This window comes from Actinosynnema mirum DSM 43827 (assembly GCF_000023245.1).
In the GTDB taxonomy this organism is placed as follows: Bacteria; Actinomycetota; Actinomycetes; order Mycobacteriales; family Pseudonocardiaceae; genus Actinosynnema; species Actinosynnema mirum.
In genome coordinates this window covers 5,104,517-5,128,533 of the sequence record NC_013093.1, presented here as the reverse complement: position 1 = coordinate 5,128,533, position 24,017 = coordinate 5,104,517, and the positions used below count along the sequence as shown (strand labels likewise).

18 protein-coding genes are annotated in these 24,017 nt (G+C 73.2%); 11 read left to right on the top strand and 7 right to left on the bottom strand.

Features of this window, described 5'->3' with window-relative positions:
* Positions 1-59: 59 nt before the first annotated feature.
* A complete protein-coding gene (locus AMIR_RS21685; RefSeq protein ID WP_015803093.1) occupies positions 60-1,487 on the bottom strand; it encodes a class I adenylate-forming enzyme family protein in 1,428 nt (475 codons plus the stop codon).
* Positions 1,480-3,030 carry an NAD(P)-binding domain-containing protein gene (locus AMIR_RS21680; RefSeq protein WP_015803092.1) on the bottom strand — a complete coding sequence of 517 codons (1,551 nt, stop codon included), beginning with the start codon at positions 3,028-3,030 and terminating at the stop codon, positions 1,480-1,482. The genes AMIR_RS21685 and AMIR_RS21680 overlap by 8 nt, the downstream gene beginning before the upstream one ends.
* A 63-nt stretch (positions 3,031-3,093) precedes the next feature.
* Between AMIR_RS21680 and AMIR_RS21675 the strand changes: the two genes are divergently transcribed.
* On the top strand, positions 3,094-4,617 hold the full coding sequence (locus tag AMIR_RS21675; RefSeq protein WP_015803091.1) for an aromatic amino acid ammonia-lyase: 1,524 nt from the start codon (positions 3,094-3,096) through the stop codon (positions 4,615-4,617).
* Between the two features lie 54 nt (positions 4,618-4,671).
* On the opposite strand, the gene AMIR_RS21670 is transcribed toward AMIR_RS21675, so the two are convergent.
* On the bottom strand, positions 4,672-6,003 hold the full coding sequence (locus AMIR_RS21670; protein WP_015803090.1) for a sensor histidine kinase: 1,332 nt from the start codon (positions 6,001-6,003) through the stop codon (positions 4,672-4,674).
* Positions 6,000-6,689, bottom strand: coding sequence for a response regulator transcription factor (locus AMIR_RS21665; protein WP_015803089.1), 690 nt, complete (start codon positions 6,687-6,689; stop codon positions 6,000-6,002). Before AMIR_RS21665 ends, AMIR_RS21670 begins: the two co-directional genes overlap by 4 nt.
* 262 nt (positions 6,690-6,951) lie before the next feature.
* Here AMIR_RS21665 and AMIR_RS36015 point away from each other — a divergent pair, with 262 nt between their 5' ends.
* Positions 6,952-9,762 carry an eCIS core domain-containing protein gene (locus AMIR_RS36015; protein ID WP_015803088.1) on the top strand — a complete coding sequence of 937 codons (2,811 nt, stop codon included), beginning with the start codon at positions 6,952-6,954 and terminating at the stop codon, positions 9,760-9,762.
* Positions 9,763-9,838: 76 nt separating this feature from the next.
* Here the strand turns inward: AMIR_RS36015 and AMIR_RS21655 are convergent, their stop codons facing one another.
* Positions 9,839-10,483 (bottom strand): YitT family protein, encoded by a 645-nt coding sequence (locus AMIR_RS21655; RefSeq protein ID WP_222840691.1) that lies wholly within the window; start codon positions 10,481-10,483, stop codon positions 9,839-9,841.
* A 92-nt stretch (positions 10,484-10,575) separates the two neighbouring features.
* Here AMIR_RS21655 and AMIR_RS21650 point away from each other — a divergent pair, with 92 nt between their 5' ends.
* Together AMIR_RS21650 and AMIR_RS21645 are read left to right on the top strand one after the other, a co-directional pair.
* Complete coding sequence (locus AMIR_RS21650; protein WP_015803086.1) at positions 10,576-11,058, top strand: Lrp/AsnC family transcriptional regulator; 483 nt, start codon at positions 10,576-10,578, stop codon at positions 11,056-11,058.
* 58 nt (positions 11,059-11,116) lie between these two features.
* The gene (locus tag AMIR_RS21645) at positions 11,117-14,143 is read left to right on the top strand and encodes an NACHT domain-containing protein (RefSeq protein WP_015803085.1); all 3,027 of its coding nucleotides are present in this window, start codon (positions 11,117-11,119) and stop codon (positions 14,141-14,143) included.
* 6 nt (positions 14,144-14,149) lie between these two features.
* Here AMIR_RS21645 and AMIR_RS21640 read toward each other — a convergent pair whose 3' ends face one another.
* A complete protein-coding gene (locus AMIR_RS21640) occupies positions 14,150-14,593 on the bottom strand; it encodes a MarR family winged helix-turn-helix transcriptional regulator (RefSeq protein WP_015803084.1) in 444 nt (147 codons plus the stop codon).
* Positions 14,594-14,629: 36 nt separating this feature from the next.
* Here AMIR_RS21640 and AMIR_RS21635 point away from each other — a divergent pair, with 36 nt between their 5' ends.
* The 3 genes from AMIR_RS21635 to AMIR_RS39410 all read left to right on the top strand — a co-directional run bounded on the left by AMIR_RS21635 (position 14,630) and on the right by AMIR_RS39410 (position 18,061).
* Complete coding sequence (locus AMIR_RS21635) at positions 14,630-15,850, top strand: multidrug effflux MFS transporter (protein WP_015803083.1); 1,221 nt, start codon at positions 14,630-14,632, stop codon at positions 15,848-15,850.
* A 184-nt stretch (positions 15,851-16,034) separates the two neighbouring features.
* Positions 16,035-17,699 carry a hypothetical protein gene (locus AMIR_RS21630; protein ID WP_143760839.1) on the top strand — a complete coding sequence of 555 codons (1,665 nt, stop codon included), beginning with the start codon at positions 16,035-16,037 and terminating at the stop codon, positions 17,697-17,699.
* Complete coding sequence (locus AMIR_RS39410) at positions 17,696-18,061, top strand: hypothetical protein (protein WP_015803081.1); 366 nt, start codon at positions 17,696-17,698, stop codon at positions 18,059-18,061. Before AMIR_RS21630 ends, AMIR_RS39410 begins: the two co-directional genes overlap by 4 nt.
* 44 nt (positions 18,062-18,105) lie before the next feature.
* On the opposite strand, the gene AMIR_RS21620 is transcribed toward AMIR_RS39410, so the two are convergent.
* Positions 18,106-19,356 (bottom strand): cation:proton antiporter domain-containing protein, encoded by a 1,251-nt coding sequence (locus AMIR_RS21620; RefSeq protein WP_015803080.1) that lies wholly within the window; start codon positions 19,354-19,356, stop codon positions 18,106-18,108.
* 275 nt (positions 19,357-19,631) lie between these two features.
* On the opposite strand from AMIR_RS21620, the gene AMIR_RS21615 reads away from it, so the two are divergent.
* The 4 genes from AMIR_RS21615 (at position 19,632) to AMIR_RS21600 (ending at position 23,979) form a co-directional block, all read left to right on the top strand.
* A complete protein-coding gene (locus AMIR_RS21615; protein ID WP_015803079.1) occupies positions 19,632-20,669 on the top strand; it encodes a Clp protease N-terminal domain-containing protein in 1,038 nt (345 codons plus the stop codon).
* Between the two features lie 72 nt (positions 20,670-20,741).
* Positions 20,742-21,941: an MFS transporter gene (locus tag AMIR_RS21610; protein WP_015803078.1), complete on the top strand. Its 1,200-nt coding sequence runs from the start codon at positions 20,742-20,744 to the stop codon at positions 21,939-21,941.
* An 84-nt stretch (positions 21,942-22,025) separates the two neighbouring features.
* Positions 22,026-23,300, top strand: a complete 1,275-nt coding sequence (locus AMIR_RS21605; protein ID WP_049796916.1) for an FAD-dependent monooxygenase — start codon at positions 22,026-22,028, stop codon at positions 23,298-23,300.
* A complete protein-coding gene (locus AMIR_RS21600) occupies positions 23,284-23,979 on the top strand; it encodes a TetR/AcrR family transcriptional regulator (RefSeq protein WP_015803076.1) in 696 nt (231 codons plus the stop codon). Before AMIR_RS21605 ends, AMIR_RS21600 begins: the two co-directional genes overlap by 17 nt.
* Positions 23,980-24,017 lie beyond the last annotated feature (38 nt).

The window sequence follows — 24,017 nt, the reverse complement described above, 5'->3', positions numbered from 1 at the left end:
GGGGAACGGCATGTCGCCGCCGCTCAGGGGGTGTGGCCCTTCTCCCCGGTCCGCCCTCCTCACGGCGGCGGCAGCAACCGCTTGTCCGGCTTCCCGCTCGGCGCCAGCGGCGGCTCCCGGATCAGCGTCACCCGCGTCGGCGCGCACGCAGGCCCGAGCCTGCCGATCACCAGCTCCCGCAGCTGCGCCGGATCGGGCTCGTGCTCCCCGGACGGCACCACGAACGCGTGCACCGCCTCCCCGGTCTCCTCGTCCGGCACGGCCACCACGTACGCCTCCGCGACGTCCGGGTGCTCGGCGATCACCCGCTCGATCGGGCCCACGTGGTGCAGGTTCGCGTTCACGATCACCACGTCGCGGCTTCGCCCGGTCAGCCACAGCACGCCGTCCTGGTCCAGGTGCCCGAGGTCGCGGGTGCGCACCCACCCGTCGACGAACACCTCCGCCGACTCCGACGCGTCACCCCAGTAACCGCCCGCCTGCGCCGGTGAGCGCACGAACAGCTCGCCGCCCGCCCCGCTCGGCACGACCCGGCCGCGCTCGTCGCGGACCTCCAGCGGCACCAGCGGCCTGCCCACCGACCCCGGCGGGTCGTCCGGGACGGCCATGGCGATCGTGCTCGTCTCGGTCTGCCCGTAGCCGTGGAACACCACCGGCCCCAGCGCCTCCAGCGCCTCCCGGTGCCGGGACGCGCTCAGCGGCGACCCGGACACCAGCAGCGCGCGCAACGTCGACAGGTCGGCGGGCGAGGCGAGGTGCGCGGCGACGAGCTTCGCCAGGCGCGGCACGGTGATCACGCTCGCGCTCGCCCGGTGCCGGGTGATCGCGCCGGGCAGCGACGGGTCCTCGGCGACCACCACCACGCCGCCCGCCGTGATCGACAGCACCGCGTACTCGAACATCACCTGGCTGGCCAGCGTCCCGAACACCAGGTACCGCCCCAGCCGGGACGCCAGCTCCGCGATCGCGGGCGGCCACCGCGACGGGACCGCCGTCCACGCCGCCGCCATCGCCCGGTACGACTGCGCCACCGCCTTCGGCGCCCCGGTGCTGCCGCTGGTGTGGATCAACCTGGCCACGTCGTCCGGCCGCCCGCCCAGCCGCGGCGGCCCCGGTTCCGGCTCCGCCGCGCACAGCTCCGCGAGCTGGACCCCCTGGCGCGCGGGCGAGTCCACCACCACGACCGCGACGTCCAGGTCCAGCAGCCGCCGCACGTGCGCCTCCGGCAGGCCCGGCCGCACCCCGACCACCCGCGCGCCCACCACGTGCGCGGCCAGGATCGCGGCGAACGCCTCCGGGGTCACGCCCAGCAGCAGCGCCACCCCGTCGCCGGGCCCGATCCCGCGCCGCCGCAACCCGGCCGCCACCCGCGCGACCAGGTCCAGCAGCTCCGCCGCGCCCACCGCGCGTTCGCCGTGCTCCAGCACGACCCGGTCGCCCGCCCGCCCCAGCACGTCCAGCACCGCGCCGGGGAACGGCTCACCCATCGGCCAGGCACTCCTTCACGAACACCGCCAGCGGCTGCTGGTGCACCTGCGGCAGGTTCCACTGGTTCTCCAGGTTCTCCGCCAGGTGGTGCACGCCGGCCAGCTCCCCGTCCTCGTAGTGCCGCACCACCGGGTGCAGGTAGCTGGCGTCCTGCGCGTGCTCGACGTCGTTCTCCAGCACGCGCGGCACCGTGATGTCGAACGGGTCGACGGTGTCGTGGTTCGGCCCGTACTCCAGGGTGATCACGAACCGGTGCGGCGCGGGCCCGAGGCCGCCGTCGGCCACGTGCGCGGTCGGCACCTCCTCCTCGTACCGGGCCCGATCACCGGACACCGTCACCACGTCGCCCAGCACCCCGAACTGCTGCCACAGCGCGGAGGAGCGGTTCACCCGCGCCACCAGCGCGTCGCTGATCGCCTCCGGCGTCGCCGCCAGTTCGGTCGACGGCCACGGCCGGTCGTGGTGCCGCGCGGTCAGGATCCGGTGCAGCGCCCGCGCCCCGTACCGGAACCCGTGGATGAAGCCGCTGGTGGACCGCTTGAAGTCGCGCTGCTGCGTCAACGTCCCGGCGAAGTGCAGGCCGGGCACGTTCACCGACTCGTAGGCCGAGGTCTGCTCCGGGAACCGGTCGTCGATCACCAGCGCGGGACGGCAGGACCCGTCGAACACCGAGGCGTCGAACCGGAAGCCGGCGCACGAGACGATCCGGTCGTACTCCAGCTCCCGCAGCTTCTCCTCCGTGCGCGCGTACCGGAACAGCACCCGGAACCCGCCGCCCGGCCGGGGCTCGATCAGCTCGATCGTCCCGTCCAGCACCGCGTTCTCCGACTTGAGCTGGTAGGTGTCCAGGAAGTTGTTGTTCACCGCCCGCAGGTGCCCGACGAAGTGCGTCTGCCAGGCCAGCTTCACCGAGCGCGGCCCGGCGACGTGGATCACCGCCGCGTGCTCGATCAGCGAGTCGGCCGTCTCGAACGCCGAGTTGCCCTTGCCGATGATCAGCACCCGCTGGTCGGTGAACGACTCGGGGGAGGGGTCGAACTCGTCGTAGCGCTCGGCGTGCTCGATCCCCCGGATCTTCGGCACGTTCGGCTTCGACACCCCGGTCGCCACCACCACGCGCGCCGCCCGCCACTCCTCGCCCGCGCCGTCGACCACGGTGAAACCGGTGTCGTCGCGGGAGATCCGCACGACCTCCACCCCGTAGTGCGCCCGAACCCCCGTGGCGGCGGCGAAGTCGGCCAGGTAGCGCACCATGTCGTCGGCGTGCGGGAAGTACTTGCCGGTGTACCGGCCGAACAGCAGCTCGGGGTCGTCGGACAGCAGCGAGTTCCAGTCCATCCGCAGCCGCTGCTCCGGGTCCCGGTACCCGCTGCGCACCTTGTTGATGGAGATCAGGGTGCGGTGCCTGGGGTAGCGGGCGAAGAACGCCCCCGGCGCGTCGCCGCGCTCCAGCACCGCGTAGTCGCGGCCGTCCCGCTCCAGCAGTGCCGCCAGCTGCAGGCCCGCCGGGCCCGCGCCGATGATCAGGTACTCGTGCGCCATGCGTCCGGAAGCTAGCCCGGCGATCTCAGAGAACTCTGAGATCGCTTTCCTACGGTCGGCCGGGTGACCACGACCAGTGCAGGCGCACCCGCCGCCCCCGCCGACCCCGGCGCCCCGATCGACCTCGGCGCGCCGCTGAGCACCGCCGACCTGCGCCGGGCGGCCGAACCGGTGCCGCTGCTCGTCGGGCCGGACGTGCGCGGGCGCGTCGAGCGGGCCCGCGAGTTCCTGCGCGTGGTGCGCGCCGACGACGACCGGCCGGTGTACGGGGTCAAGACCGGCTTCGGGGCCCTCATCGGCTACGCGGGGCGGGCGGAGGAGGCCGACCAGTGCGACAACACCCTCGCGCACCTGGGCGCCGGTCAGGGGCCGGACCTGCCGCACGACGTGGTGCGCGCCGCGCTGCTGCTGCGCGTGTGGTCGCTCGGCCAGGGCTTCTCCGGGGTGTCGACCGAGGTCGTGGACACCCTGGCCGCCATGTTCGCCACCACGTTCACCCCGGCCGTGCCCCGCTACGGCTCGGTCGGCGCCAGCGGCGACCTGATCCCGCTCGCCTACGCCACGCAGGCGCTGCGCGGCAGGGGGAGCGCGCACGTGGACGGCGAGCGGCTGCCCGCCGACGAGGCGCTGCGCCGCGCCGGGCTCGCCCCGCTGGCCCTGGACGGCCGCGACGCGCTGGCCCTGGTCAACGGCACCTCCCTGACCACCGCCGCGACCGCGCTGGCCCTGGACTCGGTGCGCGCCAGCCACCGCGCCGCGCAGGACCTCACGTGCCTGCTCGCCGACGTCCTCGGCTGCGACCCCGGTTTCCTGCACCCGCGCCTGATCGGCGCCTACGGGCACCCCGGCGCGATCGCCGTGGCCGGGCGGATGCGCGGCGCGCTCGACGGCGTCGCGCCCACCGGCGACCGGCCGCTCCAGGAGCCGTACAGCATCCGCTGCTCGCCGCAGCTGCTCGGGGCCGCCGAGGACGCGCTGCGCTACGCCGACGGCGTCGTGGCCGCCGACCTGACCAGCATCAGCGACAACCCGCTGTTCTTCCCCGAGGACGACGTCGTCGCGCACGGCGGCAACTTCTTCGGCCAGCCCGCCGCGTTCGCCGCCGACGCGATCGCGATGGTCACCGCGTCGGTCGGCAACCTCGTGGAGCGGCAACTGGACCTGCTGGTCGACCCGGCCCGCAACACCGGCCTGCCGCCGATGCTCGCGGCCGGACCGGGGCAGCAGCACGGGCTGCAGGGCGTGCAGCTGGCCACGACCGCGTTCATCGCCGAGATCCGGCGCAACGCCGTGCCCGCGAGCACGCAGAGCCTGCCGACGAACCTGCACAACCAGGACGTCGTGCCGTTCGGCACCCAGGCCGCGCTGCGCTCCTACGACCTGGCCGAACTGCTGCGGCTGCTGTGCGGCTCGCTCGCGCTGGGCCTGCGGCAGGCCGTGCACGTCGGCGGCAGGCGCCCCACCGCGCCGCGCTGCGCGGAGCTGCTGGACCTGCTGGCGGACGCGATCGCCCCGGTGGACCCGGACCGGCCGCTGGACGCGGACGTGCGCCTGGCGGCGGAGCTGGTCACCACGCGCTGGAGCTGAGCGGGGGGCGTCGACAGGGCATTTTCGGTCGCTCACCACGACTTCGGGCTCCTGCTACGGGAACGACGTCGGGCTCGGCGCCTCCTCGGACCACGCGGGGCGCCGGGCCACCCGTGGTGGGTTGGCGGAGCCGCGGGGAACCGCACCGCCGGCCCGCGCCTCCACCCCACCACCCGTGGGAGCGCTCTCCGCCAGCGGCAGCCGGAGCGTGAACCGGGCGCCCCGCCCCGGTGCGCCCACCGCGCTGACCGCGCCGCCGTGCCCGACCACGACCTCCCGCACCAGCGCCAACCCGAGCCCGAACCCCTGCTCCCCGCCACCCGCCCCCCGGTGCAGCCGGTCGAAGAGCCGGTCCGCCGCGACGGGGTCGAAGCCCTCGCCGGTGTCCACCACGGTCAGCTCCGCGACCCCGCCGACCCGCGCCAGCCCCACGTCGACGCTCCCGCCGGGCGGGGTGTGCCTGACCGCGTTCGCCAGCAGCTCCGCCACCGCCCGCCGCAGCGCCGTCTCCACCCCGGTCACCACCACCGGCCCCGACGGCAGCCGCGCCGCCAGCGCGATCCGCCGCTCGGCCGCCCGCTCCGCCTCCGCCGCCACCGCGTCCCGCGCGAGCGCCACCAGGTCCACCGCCCGCCCGGACTGCTCGGTCAGCAGCGCCGACCGCAGCAGGTCGTCCACCACGTCCCCGAGCCCGCCGATCGTGCCCACCAGCCGGTCCAGCCCGGCCCGGTGCTCGGCGGGCAGCCCCTCCGCCTCGGCCCGCCGCGCCAGCAGCTGCGCCCGCAGCCGGGCGCGCGCGATCGGCGTGCGCAGCTCGTGCCCGGCGTCCGCGACGAACCGCCGCTGCCTGGTCAGCGCCTCCGCCAGCGGCGCCACCGCCTCGCGCCCCACCAGCACCCCGATCGCCGCCGCCACGACCAGCGCGCACGCCTCGCCCATCGCGAGCGCCGCCAGCAGGTACCGCCGGTCGGCGAGCTGGTAGCGGATGTCGAACACCGCCTGCGCCACCTCGCCGTCCGCCCGCGCGCCGGTCAGCACCAGGTACTCGGCGCCGTTCCCGGTCACCGACCGCTCCACCTCGCCGCCGTCCGCGCGCACCCGCGCCAGGTCGTCCCGCAGCGGGAACCCCCGCGGCGCCCCGACCCCCGCGCCCCCGGCCTCGGCGAACACCCACGTGCTGCCCGACGGCAGGCCGTGCTCGACCCCGGCCCGCAGCTCACGCCGCACCTGCTCGACCTGCGCCCGCTCCAGCACCGCGTACGCCGTCCCGCCGATCAGCGCCACCAGCGCGGTGATCGCCAGCGCCACCAGCGCGCTCACCCGCAACCGCGCGCGCAGCACGACCGCCCGCTCCGCCTCGGCCCACGAGCGGTCGGCCGCGCTCACAGCGCGCCCAGGCGGTAGCCGACACCCGGCACGGTGTGCACCACCGAGCGCCCCGCCTTGGCGCGCAGGTAGTACACGTAGGTGTCCACTATGGACGGTGAGGTCGTGTCGTGGAACACCGCGCGCCGCAACGAGGCCCGCGTGTGCACGGTGTCCGGGTGGGTGGCCAGCACCCGCAGCAGCCCGAACTCGCGCGTGGTCAGCCCCAGCCTGCCGCCGTGGGGCAGCACCACCTCGCGCTGCCCGACGTCCAGGTGGCCCGCGCCGATGCGCAGCACGTCGGTCAGCTCCAGCGCCCGGCGGCACAGCGCCCGCAGGCGCGCGCTCAGCTCGTCCAGGTCGAACGGCTTGACCAGGTAGTCGTCGGCGCCCGCGTCGAGCCCGTCGATCCGGTCGTGCACGGTGCCCTGCGCGGTCAGCAGCAGCGCCCGCGCCCGAACCGCGCGGGACCGCAACCGCACCAGCAGGTCCAGCCCGTCGAGCGAGGGCAGCCCCCGGTCGATCACGACGACGTCGTAGGGCCGGGTCAGCCCGAGGTGCAGCCCGCGCTGCCCGTCGGCGGCGACGTCCACCGCGTACCCCTCGGCGCGCAACGACTCGGCCAGCAGCTCGGCCAGCTCGCGGTCGTCCTCGACCAGGAGCAACCGGAACCGGCCGTTCGGCTGCGAACTCGGGGCCCCGTGCACGCGGACCAGAATCCCACCTCGGGCAGGCCCGTCAACGCCGTCGACCGCAGACCGGAACCGGTCGTTCGGGGAGCCGCACCGCTCGCGCCTCCCCGACCGGCAGCCCACCCCGTCCGAGCCGGGGCGTTGCCCCGCCGGGGCCTGCCAGGGCAGCACCACTGCCCCCGGTGTGCCCTCCCGACCCCGGGGGAAGCGGGACCCCCTGGGTAGAACTGGGGAGGAGCGCGACCCCCGCACCCGGCCGGAGCAAAGGAGCGCCACCATGCGCACGCACCGGGAACAGCCCGAAGGCAGGCGGACCGGGGAAGGCGCGGCGCGCCGGACGCCACCCCCGCCGGGCGTCCTCGGTGGTGGCCGGATGGGACCTGGGGAGATCGCCGCGCTGCAGCGCTCGGCGGGCAACCGGGTGGTCGCGCGCCTGATCGACGAGGAGCGGCACGTCCACGGCGCCGGGTGCGGGCACCGGGAACCGGACGGGGACGCGCACGTCCAGCGCGCGCTGCTCGACACCGCCGCCGCCACGCCGGGGAGGCCGCTGCCCCTCGGCGTCCGCAGGGAGGCGGAGGCGTTCTACGGCGTCGACCTGTCACCCGCGCGCGTCCACGACGACGTGGTGGCCCAGCGCGCCACCGAGGCGTTCGACGCCAAGGCGCTGACGGTCGGCGCCCACGTCTTCCTGCCCCCGAAGGTCGCCAACGACCGGACCGTCGTGGGGCACGAGCTCAGCCACGTCAGCAGCAACCTCGCCGGTGTGCGCGAGACCGGTGTCGCCGGTGGCGCGGGGGTCGCCGTGACCGATCCCACCCAGGGCTCCGAGCGGCGGGCGCAGGCCGACGGCGTGGCGTTCGCCTCCGGCGCGTCCCACGCGGGGCCGCGTCCCGCGTCCCGCGCCGGTGGCGGGGGGCCGGTCGTGGCCAGGACGGTGAACGTCCAGCGCGTCAAGGGGGACGAGGCGGCGCCCAGCAGGGTCGCGGTCCGCGACGACGCCATCGCCAAGCTCGACGAGCTGGCCAAGGCGTGCACCTGCAAGCAGAACAAGTACCAGTGGGGTCGCATCACCAAGGAGGTGGTGATCCGGTACAAGCGCAGCTACGCGAACGACCGGTCGGGGCAGAGCCTCCGGCACGCCACCCGCCTGATGCTCAACACCGTCGCCGCCCAGGAGCGAGAACTGCGCGAGCAGGCGGAGGAGAGCGGCGGGAAGGGCGGGAAGAAGCCCGTGGCCGCGCAGGAGCAGGAGATCCAGGCCATGCTGGTCAACGGCCACCTGGTCTTCGCCAGCAACTACAACCAGTCCGTGATCCGGCTCTACGACCTGTTCAAGCGGCTGCGCGCCGACGCGGACGGCGTGGATCCGGAGGAGCTGGACGCGGGCGGCGGCCTGGACGTCTCGGACATCTTCCAGCAGGTCATGCTCGACGACCGCTCCGGCCAGGCGTCGGGCCGGGGTGACAGCGACGCGGAGAGCAGTGACGACGACACCGAGGTGAAGCCCTCGGCCAAGAGCAGGGGCAAGCGGCCCGCGGCGGTGAAGGACGGCGGCAAGGAGGGCAAGCGCCGCAAGACCGAGGCGGGCGAGGAGGCGGGGGACGCGACCGGGTCCAGGAAGTGGAAGCGGGAGAACCGCGAGCGGCGCGACCGCCAAGCCCTGCTGAAGGTCCGCGAGGGCTTCCAGCCCGTGGTGCGGCAGGCGGACCCGGTGGGCCCGGACGAGATGGACCTCGACGACCCCGGTGGGGGGACCGGCGCGTACAAGCGGGACAACGCCACGCTCAAGGCGCTGCGGGCGGCGTCGCGCGTCACCCTGGTCGACATCTCCAACGAGCGGGCCAGGGACCCCGACCACCGCGCCTACCTGGCCGCGCTGCTCGCCCGCACCGAGGGCGGGGAGGCCACGGGGCAGGTCTACCTCGTGCACAACGGGGTGGGCGTGGGGAAGGTGCACGCCGAGCAGAAGCTCCTCCAGCTGCTGCAGAACGCCGGGGTGAGCCCGGAGAGCGCGCCCGACCACATCCACGTCCGGGGCACGAAGCGGCCGTGCGACGCCTGCCTGGCGCTGCTGCGCTACTTCGCGGACACGTTCCAGCTGAAGCTGGTGCACAACCCCAACGGGAACCACTACTTCCAGGAGGCGGTCGAGAGCGGTGTCAAGAACCTGTCCGGTCACGACGGGGGGAGGCAGTCGGAACTCGTCGAGCACGTGGGGGCGAGGCTGGGCGACGACACCCGGCGGATGTACGAGTCGGCAGCCAAGGACGTGAACCCCCCGACGACCGCCCAGCCCGGCCTCGGGGCGCCCGAGCTGGGGCTGGAAGGCGGGTGGCAGCAGACCCTGGTGGTGCCGGAGAAGGGGGTCGACAAGTCCGGTGAGCTGGTCCGGGAGATGCCCCTCAGCAGCGGCATCCTCGGCGTCGAGGACAGCGAGTCCGACAGCGAGGCCGAGGACTCCGAGCGGGGCGCCGCGGACCTGGTCGACCGCACCCGCGAGCTGCGCATCGGCGGCAAGCCGACCGTCAAGCCGCCGCCCGTGAAGAAGGCGGGGAGGGAACCGCTGTCCGACGGCGTGCTGGCCCAGTTGCGGGCTGCGGCCGGACCGGAGTTCTGGGCCGAGGTGGAGGGGCGGAAGAAGGGGGACGGCAAGTTCAAGCTGGACTTCCCGGCGGCGCTCCTCGACAAGATCAAGGAGTTGACCACGGGGGACGGCAGCATCAAGATCACGATCGCCGAGAAGCTCAGCATGACCACGATCGCGCTGGACAAGCGGCTCAGCGGCGCGGGTCAGAGCGGCAAGCTGTCCAAGCGCATCGAGCGGTCCACCACCGCGACTGCGGAACTGGAAGCCGCTGTTCCGGACGGGCTGCGCGCGTTGCGGGAGGAGCAGCGGCGGGAGAACGGGCGGACCGGGAAGAAGGGGACCGTGCCGTTCAAGGACTTCGAGTCCACCCCGGAGTTCGACCGGGTCATGTGCGACATCGTCTACCGGCAGGGCTTCTCCGCGAACTCCGTCGCGGATCGGCTTCTCCTGCACCAGGGCTCGCTCTCCAGGCATCTGCAGAAGGTGCGGCCGAAGTAGGTGCGGGGCGGTCGGAACGCGGTGCCGGGGAGAGGTGGTGCTGTGGTGCGGGCCACGCTGCCCGCACCGGGGTGGATCAGAGCGCGACCGGATAACGCCCCGGCCGGTGGTTCGCGGACACCACGAGGTTCACCACCACGGCGCCCGCCGCCGACAGGGCCACGGCCTCCAGGGGCATGAACAGCGCCGACACGGCCACGACCACCGCGTCCAGCGCCAGCAGCACGTACCCGGCCCGCCAGCCGAACCGGTCCTGGCAGACCAAGGCCACGATCGTGAAGCCGCCGAGGCTGGCGTGGTGGCGGAAGACGAACAGGATGCCGATGCCCGCCGCCAGGTTGCCGAGCAGTGCGGCGTACAGCGGGTTGATCATGTCAACCCGCAGGTAGGACGCGTGCGCCAGGGACGACGCCGACAGCAGCGCCACCGCCACCGCCGAGGCCACCACGAAGCGAGGCCCGCGCCTGCGCCACGCCAGTGCCACGAACGGGGCGTTCAGCAGGGTGAACACCACCGCGAACGGCCAGTCGACGAGGTGCCCGACCAGCAGCACCAGCCCGGCCGTGCCACCCGTCACCACCCCGGCGGACTTGAGCAGGAACAGACCCAGCGAGGCCACGAAGGCCCCGATCACGATGCCCGCGACGTTCTCCGCGGTGCTGTGCTTCGGCGGCGCCTGCTGCACTTGTGGTGCGAGGGGAGCCGATTCGATCGTTGTCACGGGGCAAAGAATGCCGAGTGACGTGGCATTCGCACAACAGGGCCTCCGGGGGCTGCGCATCCTGACTCGACTGACTCGATTCAGGTGTCAGAATGCGCAGCGTGGACAGCCTCGATGCCCGAATACTGCTGGCCCTGGACGAGCAGCCCGACGCGACCAGCCTCGCGCTCGCCCAGCGGTTGGGCATCGCCAGGAACACCCTGCACGCGCGGTTGCAACGGATGCAGCGGTCGGGGGCGATCGGCGAGTTCAGCCGCAGGGTCGACCCGACTTCGCTCGGGTGGCCGCTGGTGGCGTTCGTGTCGATCGCGCTCAGCCAGAGCACGGCGCGGAGGGTGAACGACGCGCTGCGGGGGTTCCCGGAGGTGGTGGAGATGCACTCGACCACCGGGGAGGCGGATCTGCTGGTGAAGGTCGTCGCTCGGGACACGGCTGATCTGCATCGGATCACCAGCAGTTTTCTGACGGTGCCGGGGGTGGTGCGGACGAACACGGCGATCTCGTTGAGCGAGGAGATGCCGTTCCGGATCAGGGCGTTGATCGAGGCTGTCGCGGAGGAGGGGAGTGGTGGCTAACGCTTCCGGCCGCATCCCGATGCACGGGTGAAGCCTGCCGCCGCTCCCGGAGTCGCCGATGCCTCGCAAGCCTGCTCTCACGTTCGCCGGTGCGTTGCGCATCCTTGGGAAGCACGAGAGCAAGGCGGTTGAGAGGCTCGACAAGGTACTAGGCGGGGGCATCCTCGCCTCGGGTGCCGCTTCCCTCCTGGTCGACGGCGGGGCGTCGGTGCTGTTCGCCGCGCTGTGGGGCTGGGTCGACCAGAAGAACGAGGCCACCAAGCTGCTGCGCGAATTGGTGGGGAAGCTATCGGGCAGGGCGGCGGGGACCAAGGGCGTCGAGCGGCGCGACCTGATCATCGCCGCGCACAGCACCATCGTGGCCGCAGCGTTCTTCGAGGTGCTGGACGAACGCCTCGGCCCTCGGCGGGTGCGCGAGCTGGCCGTCACCGACGAGGAGAAGCGTCAGCTCGTCACGGACGACGCCCAGGACTGCCATGACTCCCTCTACCTGACAGAGATCCCGGCTCCGTCGCCGTCACGCGGGTTCGAGGAGAACCTGGAACACCTGGCCCGCTGGATCGACGCGAGGGCGGAGGAGACGGGGGACTTCCTCACCGGTCTCGCAGGCGGTGAAAATACCGTCCAGGTATTCGGCGAGGGGTTCCGGGAGCAAGTCCTGGACCGCTACCAGTCGTACTACCTCGCGCTGGCCGCCACCGTCCCGGAGTTCGTGTTCTGGGCCGTCCTGGGCGAGCACGCCGCCACCAGGGAGCGCATCGAAGGGCTCGGGTCCGACCTCCGGGCCGTTCTCGATGCCCAGGGGAGAGCGCTCGCCCAGGCCCACTCGTTGCTCGGTCTGCTCTCCAACCGCGACGCTGTGGTCGACAAGCAGCGGGAAGGGCTGCGCAAGGCGAACGTGGGCGTGCTCGGCAAGCCCGTCGTGCCGAGTGACACCGAGCGCTACGACACCGACATCGTGTTCCCGACGATCGAACGCGCTTTCGTCACCCCGCACTACCGCATGGCCGCTCATGACAAGGAGAGCCGCCCTGCGGACGACCACTGGTGGGATGACCAGCCACTCGCGCGGGACTTGGAGCTGATGCTCGCCGCGCACTTCACCTCGGCCGACGCCACGACGCTGCCCATGCTGCTGCTGGGGCACCCCGGCGCGGGCAAGTCCATGCTCACGAAGGTCCTCGCGGCCCGGCTGCCTGCCGAGGAGTACACCGTGGTCCGCGTGCCGCTGCGCAGCGTGTCGGCGGGCGCGTCGATCTCCGACCAGCTCCAGCAGGCCCTGGACATCGCGAGCAACAGTCGGCTGCGGTGGCAGGACCTGTCCGACCGGGCCGACACCGTCCTGGTGGTCCTCCTGGACGGCTTGGACGAACTGCTCCAAGCCGCCGATTTCGACCGCAGCGGATACCTGCGCGAGGTCGTGGAGTTCCAGCGGATCGAGGAGGAGCAGAACGGCCGTCCGGTCGCGGTCGTCGTGACGTCCCGGACCGTGGTGGCGGACCGGGTGGATGTGCCGCCGGGCACGACCGTCGTCAAGCTGGAGGAGTTCGACGACGACCAGATCGCCGCCTGGTTGAGGGAGTGGCGCGCTGCGAACCTGGCGACGATCCGGACAGGCGTCGTGCGCGAGCTGACCGCCGTCGAGGCGCTGCACCACCCGCACCTGGCCCGACAGCCCCTGCTGCTGCTCATGCTCGCCCTCTACGCCGCCGATCCCCAGTTGCCGAAGCTCGACGCTGACCTGTCGAAGGCGGCCCTCTACGAACGGATCTTCGACAGCTTCGCCCGCCGCGAGGTGCGCAAGCGCGCTGGGGGCTCCTCCGAGCTGGAGCGTCGCGTGGTGGACCAGGTGTTCCGGCTGGCGGTTGCCGCGCTCGCGATGTTCAACCGGGGCGCGCAGAGCGTGCGGGAGAACGACCTGCGCGCGGACCTCGTGGCTCTCACCGGGCAGGACGACCTCCCCGGTGACGAGGGCGCCCGGCTGCTCGGTGAGTTCTTCTTCGTCCACGCGCCCGAGGCGGTTGTCCGAACCACGGAACGCGCCTACGAGTTCCTGCACGCCACCTTCGGCGAGTACCTGGTGGCCCGGCACGTCATCGATGAACTGGCTGGCCTGGCCAACGCCGCCTACGGTGGCCGGTACGGGGGGCGCACCCTCAACGACGAGCTGCTGTTCGCCCTGCTTTCGCATCACGCTCTGGGTGCGAGGGCTTCCATCGGCGAGTTCGCTCAGGAAATGTTCGCCGTGATGCCGGGGAATGAGCAGGATGACATCCGTCGGGCGCTGGTGGACTTGCTCAGGTCGTTCCGGCAGCGGCGGCGCTCGACGCAGTTCGAAACCTACCGGCCGACGCCGCTGGACTTCGTCCGGCAGCTCGCTGCCTACTCAGCGAACCTGACCACGCTGTCGATTCGGTTCAGTGACCCGGAGGTTGGGGTCCGGCTGGTGGATGTATTCGGGGACGATGAGGCTGAAGCGCTGGCCAACTGGAGGTCGATGCTGTCGCTCTGGCGGTCGGGGTTGGACCGCGACGACTGGCTGGGGCTTCTGTACTCGCTGAAAATGGAGAATGGCACGATTCTGGTCAACGATTCACGGAATTTCGCCCCATTTGATATTCCTGGCGGAGATGAGTATTGCATCGCCATGGTTGGCGGGGATCGTCGGCATGCCTCTCGAATCCGTCATGGGATAGCTTTTGTCGATCGCTCGTTATTCTTCGGTTATGGCCCGAGTTGGGCGGATGAGGCGCTTCCCTGGCTGCGTTCCTTTACGTTCGAGGAAAGGGTTCATGTCGTTCGGAATTCATTTTTTCTGTCACCGCCGGAGAAAACCTCTGAAGAAGACATTGAATCTGTTTACAATGCACTTCTTGTGGCGCTGCAGGTTCGCACTCACGAATTTCCCGAAAATTTTGTCATTGATGCACTGCGGGAAGTTGTTAAACATCGTCCTTTCTGTGTCAGTCGGGGGGAAACGCTCCGCAGGGTCCTGGATGAAGTCGAGCCCACTATTTTTCCTGAGCTGCGCCCGCAGTGGGAAGAGCTGCGGGACCGTTTTCGCGATCAGGACACCCGGAGCTGACCGCGCTCAATCCCCCGCCGTCAAGTGCCGCTCGATCCGCGCCAACAGCTCCGCGCACCGCCGAACCTCGTCCAAATCCTCCCCCAGCACCCCCGCCAGCTCGCTCGACCAAGCCGCCCGCAGCACCCCCAGGTTGCTCGCCGCCCGCTCGGTCGGGTGCACCGCCACGCTCCGCCCGTCCGAAGCGACCCGCGACACCATCCCCTTCTCCTCCAACCCCCGCAGCGCTGCGCTTACGTTCGTTCGCTGCAACCGCGTGTGCCGGGCGATCTGGCTGGGCGACGCCCCTGGGAACAGGTCCACCACCCGCATCACGAACCGCTCCGTCTCGGTCAGCGCCACCACATCCGCCCCGGTCGGCGTCCGGGCGCGCACCAGCCTGCCGACGTTCAGGACCAGGTCGGCCAGTTCGGCGAGCGGGTCGTCCGCGCTGCCTGGGCGGTGGGGCATGGCGTTCAGCCTAGCGGGTTATGTCATCATAATTATGTGTCCATAACCTCCCCCGACCGCACAGCCACGCCGACCCCCGCCCTCAGCCGGGGCCGCCGCGCCTGGCTGGCCCTCGTGCTCGGCTCGCTCAGCGCCTTCGGCCCGCTCACGATCGACATGTACCTCCCCGCCATGCCCGACATGGCCCGCGAGCTGGCCACCAGCGCCTCCGCCGTCCAGCTCACCCTCACCGTCTTCGTGATCGGCCTCGCGGTCGGCCAGGTCCTGGTCGGCCCGGTCTCCGACGCGTGGGGCCGTCGCCGTCCGCTGCTCGCGGGCCTCGCGCTCTACGCGGCAGGCTCCCTGCTCTGCGCGCTGGCCCCGGACATCACCTGGCTGCTGACCGGCCGCGTCGTGCAGTCCCTCGGCGCCGCGGCGGGCGTGGTGCTGTCACGGGCGATCGTGCGCGACCTGTTCGACGGCGTCGCGATGACCCGCTTCTTCTCCACCCTCATGCTGGTCAACGGCGTCGCCCCGATCGTCGCCCCGGTGATCGGCGGGCAGCTTCTCGTCGTCGCGCGCTGGCAGGCCGTCTTCCACGTCCTGACCGGCCTCGGCGTGCTGCTGCTCGTGGCCGTCCTGCTCGCCCTCCCCGAGTCGCTGCCCGCCGAGCGCCGCAACGCCCGCCCGCGCGACACCCTGCGCAGCCTCGGCGCGCTGATCGCCGACTGGAGCTACCTGCGCCACGTGCTCGCGGCGGCACTGGTGTTCGCCGCGGTGTTCGCCTACATCTCCGGCTCCTCGTTCGTGCTCCAGGACGGCTACGGGCTCAGCGCGCAGCAGTACAGCCTCGTCTTCGGCCTCAACGGGGTCGGGACCGTGCTCCTGGGCGCGGGCAACGGGCTCGTCGTCGGCAAGCTGGCCTCCGAGCGGACCCTGCTGCTCGCCGGGACCGCCGTGACCGCCGTCGCCGCGCTCGGCGCGCTGGTCGGCGCGCTCGCCGGGTGGCCGCTGCCGTGGCTGCTGGTGTGCCTGTTCCTGGTCGTGGCGATGATGGGCGTGGTGCTGGCCAACGCGACCTCCCTCGCCCTCGCCGGGCACGGGTCGGCGGCGGGCGCGGCGTCCTCGCTGCAGGGGCTGCTCCAGTTCCTCGTCGCCGGGATCGCGGCCTCCGCGATGAGCTGGGGCGGTCAGGCGACGGCGGTGTCGATGGGCGCGACGATGGTGGCTTGCTCGGTCGGCGCGCTGGCGCTGCTGGTGGTCCGCCGCAGCGCCTGAACCACGGCCCGAATTCCAGCCGGAACGATTTCCCGGACAGCGGGAGGTGGTTCGGAGTATCGTCCGCAGCGCCGTCGCCGAACGCGTGGAAACGCTGCCGGGCAAGCACTTCCGGGACTTCCGCGTGCCGGTGCCGGGCGCTGTGCCGGGGGTGTCTCGCGGATCAACCACCTTGGGGGTCGTCGTGGAACCTGCTGAACCATTAGCGCCCGCGCGGGACGAGGTGACCCGCTACCTCTGCGCCGCCGCGCACCTGGACCCGGAGTTCGCCGACAGCGCCGTCCGCGAGTTCCTGGGCTCCCCGAACCGGGCCATCCCGCCGTCGCCCGGCGTGGACGGCGACGCGGTGCTGCGGGAGGCGCTGGCCGCCCGCGGCAGGCGGGTCCTGCGGGACGCCGCGCTGCTGCTCCTGCTGGTGGTTGCCCTGCTGACCGAACCGCTGGTGGTCGTGCTGTGGCTGCTGGTCGGACTGCCGTTCGCGTTCCGCAAGCCCGACCCGAGGCGCGGCGGGAAGCAGCAGCAGAACCAGGGGGCGCTCATCGCGCTCGGCGTCATGGGCCTGGTCCTGGTGTACGTGCTGATCTCGTTGGAGGAGTACAACTCCGCACCGCGCAGCCGCTACGCGCGCGAACCGGAGCTGATCCCCGGAATCGACAGCGAGTTCTTCGTGTTCGCCGCGATCTTCTTCCTGCTGGCGCTCCTGCTGCTCCTCGCGGACCGGCTGGCCGTGCACAACCTCGTGTTCACCAGTTTCCAGCGCGGGAACTTCACCGGGGCCAAGCGGTCGCACAGGTGGTTCGGGGAATGGCGCTTCTCGGCGGACAACGTGCGCGCGCACGAGAAGGGCCTGGAGGAGCTGCGCCGCGCGGCCGTTCCCGACGACCGGCCCAGGACTGTCGTCTACCGGGGCGAGCGCCCGTTCGTCGGCGCCGGGCTGGTCTACGACCCCTGGTCGCTCGCGCTCACCCTGGACCCGGCAGGCGAACCCGAGCGGGTCGGCGGCGGGCGCCAGGTGGACGTGGACCTGACCGAGCTGTACGAGGCGCTCGCGCACGGGCTGACCGAGCTGGTGCGGCCGTCGTCGCTGTCCCCGAGCGGGCGGCTGACCGGGTTGCGCGCCACCGAGCAGGTGGTGGCGTCGGCCGCCGAGCTGGCCAACCGGGCCGACGACCCGCGCGCCGCGGGCCTGCTGCCCGGCTCGCACGGCAGACCGCCGCTGACGCTGACCGCCGAGCGCGCCGCCGGGATCGCGCGGGAGCCGCAGGAGTGGCTGCGGTACTTCCGGTGCTTCCAGGTGGAGAGCTGGGACCGGCAGCTGGTGGTGACCTGGTACCTGCACCTGGGCTGCGACGACGGCAGGCTGTACGTGGAGTGGACGCCGACCGTGCTGATGCCGGTCCGCGCCGCGTACAAGGACATCGACGCCACCCGCCCCACGGTGCTCAAGCCGGTCCGCGAGGCGCTGTCCCGCGCGCTGGCGCTGCCGCTGAGCGTCCTCGGCCGGGCCAGGGCGCTGGTCACCCGCCTGGCGGGCCCGTCGCGCTCCCCGTCGCCGTCCGAGCGGTACGGGGCGGAGCGCAGCCTGCGGGAGCTGGGCGCGGGGGACGTGGTGCTGGACTACTTCCAGCGCGCGGACCTGGAGCGCTACGCCAAGCTGATGGACCGGCAGCTGCTGCGCACCCTGGGGCGCTACCTAGAGCGCAAGGGCGTGACCACCACCGAGTTCATGCGCCAGGCCACGCAGGTCGCGGACCGGCACATCCACATCAAGGGCTCGGTCAGCGGGAACGTGTTCATCGGCGACCGGAACACCGTCGGCGAGAACGCGAAGGAGGACAACCGGAAGTGAGGGGCGACGTGGGCGGCATCGAGATCGGCGGCAACGCGACCGGGGCGGTGTTCCAGGGGGACAACAACACGATCGGCGACGTCCACGCGAACTCCGCGCCCGCTCCCGAGCGGGTGCGGGACGTGCGCGGGCTGCTCGCCGAGGCGCGCGCGGAGGTGGAGTCCGCGCCGGAGGGCGCGCCGGGGCGGGAGGCGGCGCTGGCGGCGTTGGAGGACCTGGACGAGGAGCTCGCGGAGGCGGAGCCGGACCGGGGCGCGGTGGTGAAGCAGGCCCGGCGGTTGTCGCGGCGGGTGACGGCGGGGCTGGTCGGGGCGGCGGCGGTGGCGGGGTTGGTGGAGCGGGTGGTCGAGCTGTTCGGCTGACGGCCCGGCCCGGCGCGGACCCCGCGCCGGGCCGGACCCCCGCCTCACCTCGCCCGGATCTCGCTCCGCCCCACCGCCTCACGCTGGTCCCGCTCCACCAACCCCCTCGGGTACACCAGGTTCAGCAGCGGCCCCGCCATCGCCGTCGTCACCACCGCCATCACCACCATGATCGAGTACAACCCCCGGTCCAGCACCCCCAGCTCCAGCCCGACGCTCAGGATGATCAGCTCGGTCAGCCCCCTGGTGTTCATCAGCGTCGCCAGCGCCGCGCTCCTGCGCGCGGGCACCCGGTGCGCCCGCGCCGCCGCGAACGCGCCGCCGAACTTCCCGCCGATCGCGACCAGCAGCACCAGCCCCAGCTCCACCACCCCGGTCCACCCGATCGTCGACAGGTTCACCCTCAACCCGGCCACGATGAAGAACACCGGCAGCAGCAGCGCCCCGTTGAACTCGGCCACCCGGTCCAGCAGCGCCGCCCGCAGCGCCTCCGTCCCCTCGCGCGGCACCACCACGCCGAACAGGAACGCGCCGAAGACGAAGTGCAGGCCGACCCACTCGGTGAACGCCGCCGACACCAGCACGCCCGCCACCACCAGCGCCAGCTTCGTGCCGGTCAGCCCCGCGTCCCGCCCCAGCAGCCTGCCCAGCAGCGGCCGGACCGCGCCGAACATCACCGCCACGTACACCGGGCACAGCAGCAGCAACCACATCCCCGGCCCGCCGCTGCCCGACAGCAGCACCACGACCGCCAGCAGCGTCCACGCGAGCACGTCGTCGATCGCCGCGCAGGTCAGCGCCAACCCGCCCAGGGCGGTGCGCAGCATCCCCCGGTCGGCGAGGATGCGCGCCAGCACCGGGAACGCCGTCACCGACATCGCCGCGCCCATGAACAGCGTGAAGCCCAGCCGGTTCTCCACCGGGTGGTTGCGGATCAGCTGGAACGCCAGCGCGGCGCCCAGCGCGAACGGCAGCAGGATCGAGCCGACCGACACCGTCGCCGCGATCCTGCCCTGCCCGCGCATTTGGGACCGCTGGAGCTCCAGCCCGATGACGAACATGAAGATCGCGACGCCGATGTTGGCCAGCACGGCTAAGAAGGGCCGCACGTCCGGTGGGAACAGCGCGGCCGTGAACCCCTCGCCCAGCAGCGTCGGGCCGAGCAGGACGCCCGCCAGCACCTCGCCGATCACCGGCGGCTGACCGATGCGGCGCGCGGCCACGCCGAGCAGGCGGGCCAGCACGATCACCAGCGCCAGGTCCAGGAGCAGGAACACCACTTGGTGGGTGGTCACCGGGCAGCACCTCCGGAGCGTCGTGGAACGGCCGCGCACCGCACGTGGCCGCAGGGAGAACGTGCCGCGCGGGCGCGCGCCGGACAAGGCGGCGAACCGGTGTCCTGCCGAAAGCGCGCAGCCCCGCCCGAACGGCGCAGCGCTCCCGGTCACCTGGCGGAACCGGCCGGCCCCGTGGGGCTTCGGGCGCGGCGGTCGCCCGGTCGACCGGCGCGGGCGCGCGCGTGCGAGTCTTCTCCCGTCCCGGAGGCGACACCACAGGGAGGACCGCGCAGATGACCCGCGCGCTGCTCGGCTACGACGTGCTCGACGTGCTCAGGCAGGCCCACCGGCGGGCGGCGGGGGAGTCCGCCGTCGGGACCGAGCACGTGCTCGCCGCGCTGGTCGACAAGGCCGCCGTGCCCGCCGGGCTGCTGCGCGGCGTCACCGAGGTGAGGTCCACCGTGGACGAACCGCCGGTCGGCGCGCCCGTGCCCGAGGTCGTCGGCGCGGTCCGCGAGATCGCGCACCGGGAGCGGAAGGCCGTCGTGCTCACCGACGCGGTCGAGGACGCGCTGCTCGACGCCCTGCGGGACGCGGCCGAGTCCGGCGCGCCGGACGGGCCGGTGCTCGCCACCGCGCAGCACCTGGGCCGCGCGCTGCTGCGCCTGCCCGGCACGCGCGTCGCGGAACTGCTGTCCCGCAACGGCTTCACGCCCGACGAGGTGCGCGTCGAACCGGTCAGGGTCGACAAGTCCTTCCCGCTGCTGCTCGCCAGGGCCGACCTGCTCGCCGGCCACGACCACCCGGTCAAGGGCGCGATCACCGGCCTGTTCACCCGCGCGCTCGGCCTCGGCGGCGCGCTGCTGTTCCACCTCCAGGCGCTCGCAGGCACCCAGGCCGTCCGGGGCGGCCGGGACGCCACCACCCCCGCCGACCTGCTGCTCGCCGTCCTCGTGCTGGACGACCTGCTCCGCGCGCACGGCGAGTCCCTCAAGCCGGAACTCCTGCCGGCCAACGACGCCGCCGCCCTCCTGCGCTCCTGCGGCGCGGACGCGCGCGCCCTGCGCGACCTCGTCCCGTCCGGCCGGGTGTTCATGGGCAGGCCGTTCCTGGTCACCCCCAGGGTGGACGGCCAGGATGAGGACGCCACCCGCCTGAGCCCGGCGGCCGAGCGGGTGCTCGCGGCGGTGCGGCAGCGGGCCCAGGGCGGCGAGCCGGTCGGCACGCGCGCGCTCGTGCGCGAACTGCTCGACGACGAGGGCCGCGAGGTCGCCGCGCTGCTGGAGCGGCAGGGCGTGGACGTGGCGCGGCTGCGCGCGGAACTGGCCTGACCCCGCGGGGGTTGGGGTCGATCGCCGGTCTCGCAGGTCCGGACGAGCGGGACGAGCACACGGGGCGGGCGCGTGGACGAACCAGTCGGCACGAGGCGAGCGCGCTGGACCGGCCCGCTGCTCACCGCCCTGATCTTCCTGGTGGCGCTCAACCTGCGCCCCGCGATCACCTCGGTCGGCCCGCTGCTGCCGGGCATCGCCGCCGACGAGGGGCTCAGCGAGGCCCGGCAAGGGCTCCTGGGCGCGCTGCCGCTGATCGCGTTCGGCCTCGCCTCGCCGTTCGCGCACCGGATCTCCACCCGGATCGGCGCCGAGCGCACCGTCCTGGCCGCCCTCCTGGTCCTGGCCGCGGGCCTGCTGACCCGCTCGTTCACCGGCCACGCCGGGCTGTGGGCGGGCACGGCCCTGCTGGGCGCCGCGATCGGCGTGGGCAACGTGCTCGCCCCGTCCGTGGTCAAGCGCGACTACAGCGGCAACGTCTCCAGGGCCACGGGCGTCTACTCCGCGTTCATGACGACGGCCGCCGCCACCGCGTCGGCGGTGGCCGTGCCGCTGGCCGCGCCGCTCGGCTGGCGGGGCTCGCTCGCGGTGTGGGCCGTCCCCGCCCTGCTGATCGCGCTGCTGTGGCTGCCCAGGGCCCTGCCCGCGCCCGCCGAGGCCGACCCGCTCCCGGCGGGCGGCCCGGTCCCCACGAGCGTGTGGCGGCAGCCGACCGCGTGGGTGCTGACCGCGTTCATGGGCCTGCAGTCGACCACCTTCTACGTCATGGTCACCTGGCTGCCCACGATCGAGGCCGCTGAGGGCGTCAGCGCGGAGCAGGCGGGCCTGCACCTGTTCGCCTACCAGGTCACCGGGATCGTCGCGGGCCTGGCGATCCCGCGCCTGATGCGCGACCCCGGCACCCAGGTCGCGGCGGCGGTCACCGCCAGCACCCCGATGCTGCTGGGCGTCCTCGGCCTGCTGGCCGCGCCGGGGCTGAGCGCGCTGTGGACCGTCGTGATCGGCCTGGGCACCGGGTCGTCGCTGGTGGTGGCCCTGTCCCTGATCGGCCTGCGCGGCCGGACGCACGCCGAGACCACCGCGCTCTCCGGCATGGCCCAGTCGCTCGGCTACCTGCTCGCCGCCGCGGGACCGGTCGTGGCCGGCCACCTGGCCGAGCGCACCGGGTCGTGGCGGGCCTCGTTGTGGCTGGTCGCGGTGCTGGCGGTGGCGCAGCTCGCGGTCGCCTTCCGGGCGGGCCGGGTGCCCGGCCACCGCACCTCGTCGAGCTGACCCGCGCCCTGGACCCGCACCTCGTGGCTGTGGCGCGCCTCACGAACTGACCAAATGACTAATCTGGTCAGTATCTTCAACACCATGATCACCACGAAGCAGCGACGAGCCCTCGTAGTCGGCGCCGGGATCACCGGACTCGCCACCGCCGGACGCCTGCGCAGGGCGGGCTGGACCCCCGTCCTCGTCGAGCGCTCCGCCCAGCGCCGCTCCGGCGGCTACTTCATCGCCCTCTTCGGCGCCGGTCACGCCGCCGCCCGCAGGCTCGGCGTCCTCGACCACCTGCACGACCGCACCGCCCCCCGGCCCCCGCTGGAGATCGACCGCGCGGGCGGCTCGCGCCCCGGCTTCGGCATGACCGACCTGCCCGGCAAGCCCTGGATGATGCTGCGCGGCGACGCCGAGCGGGCCGCGTTCGCCGCGCTCCCCGGCGACGTCGAGATCCGCTTCTCCACCGTCCCCACCGCCATCGCCCAGGACGCGGACGGCGTCGACGTCACCCTGCTCGACACCGCGGCCGGCACGTCCACCACCGAGCGGTTCGACCTGGTCGTCGGCGCCGACGGGCTCCGCTCGACGGTCCGCTCGCTCGTGTTCGGCCCGCACGGGCGCTACCTCAAGCGGCTCGGCTACATGATCGCCGCGTTCGAGCACGAGGGCCCGGTCGACGGCCTCGAACCGGGGCAGGGCGCGATGCTGCTCGAACCCCACCGCTCGATGTGGGTCTTCACCTTCGCCGACCACAACCCGACGATCCTGTTCAGCTACCGCGCCGACGACGTGGACGCCCAGTTCACCGGAACCCCGGCGCGGCGGGTCAGGGAGGCGTTCGGCCCGGAGCCCACCGGCCGCGTCCTCGGCGCCGCGCTCGACTCGCTGGAGAAGGCCGACGCCGCGCTGTTCGACTCGGTCGAGCAGGTCCGCATGGACACCTGGCACCGGGGCCGCGTCGTCCTGGTCGGCGACTCCGCCTGGTGCGTCACCCTCTACTCCGGCATGGGCGTCTCCGCGGGCTTCGCGGGCGCCGAACTGCTCGGCGCGGCCCTGGAAGCCGCACCCGACGACGTGCCCGGCGCGCTCGCCGAGTGGGAGCGCGGCCTGCGCCCGCACATCACCGCGTACCAGGACGCCGCCCCCGACCAGCGCCGGGTGTTCGTGCTGGACAACCGGTTGCAGGTCGCCCTGCGCCGCGCCCTCCCGCTGATCACCCGCACCCGGCCGGGCAAGCGGCTGGCCGAGCGCGTCCTGGGCTTCGACGAGATCGCCCGCACCAAGAACGCCGATATCGTGGGCGAGGCGCTGAACCGCTCGGCCCGAACCGGAACGCGGGAGAAGAACACCCTTGTCCGACCTGCTTGAGACCCCCTCGCCCAAGGCGGCCCGAATCCTGGCCGCCGCGGGCGAGCTGCTGCTCGCCCGAGGTGTCCGGGGCGTCACCATCGCCGAGGTCGCCCAGCGCGCCCACGTCGGCAAGGGCACCGCCTACCTGTACTGGAAGACCAAGGAGGACCTGGTCCTCGAACTGGTCTGCCGCGACTTCCTCGCCCTCTCCGGCGAGGTGACCGCGCGGCTCGCCGCCGACCCCGGCCTGGTCCGCCCCTCCCGGCTGTGCGGGCACATCGTCGCCACCGCCCCGGCGCACCCGTTCGTCAGCGCCGTCAAGGCCGGTGGCGGCGAGCTGCTGGGACCGCTCGCGGCCGACCCGCGCGCGGCCGAGCTGCTCGACCTGCTCGGCCCCGACGCGGTGATGCGGCGCGTCCTGCCGATCTGGCGCGCCCACGACCTGGCCCGCGACGACTGGCCGCTGCCCGACCAGGCGTTCGCGCTCCAGGCCCTGCTCACCGGCTTCCTGCTGTGCCCGGCCCCCGCCGACCTCGACCCGGCCGCCGTGCTGCCCGCCGCCGTGACCGCGCTGCTCGGCCCGGAGCGGGCCGCCGAGGAGCAGGTCCGGTCCGCCGCGGAGGCGGGAGCCCTGGTCATCGCGCGGGAGCAGGCCGCCGCGCGGGCGCTCGTCGGCCTCCCGGCCACCACCGGTTGAAGATCCACCGTCCGGGTAACCGCTGACCGTGCGTAACC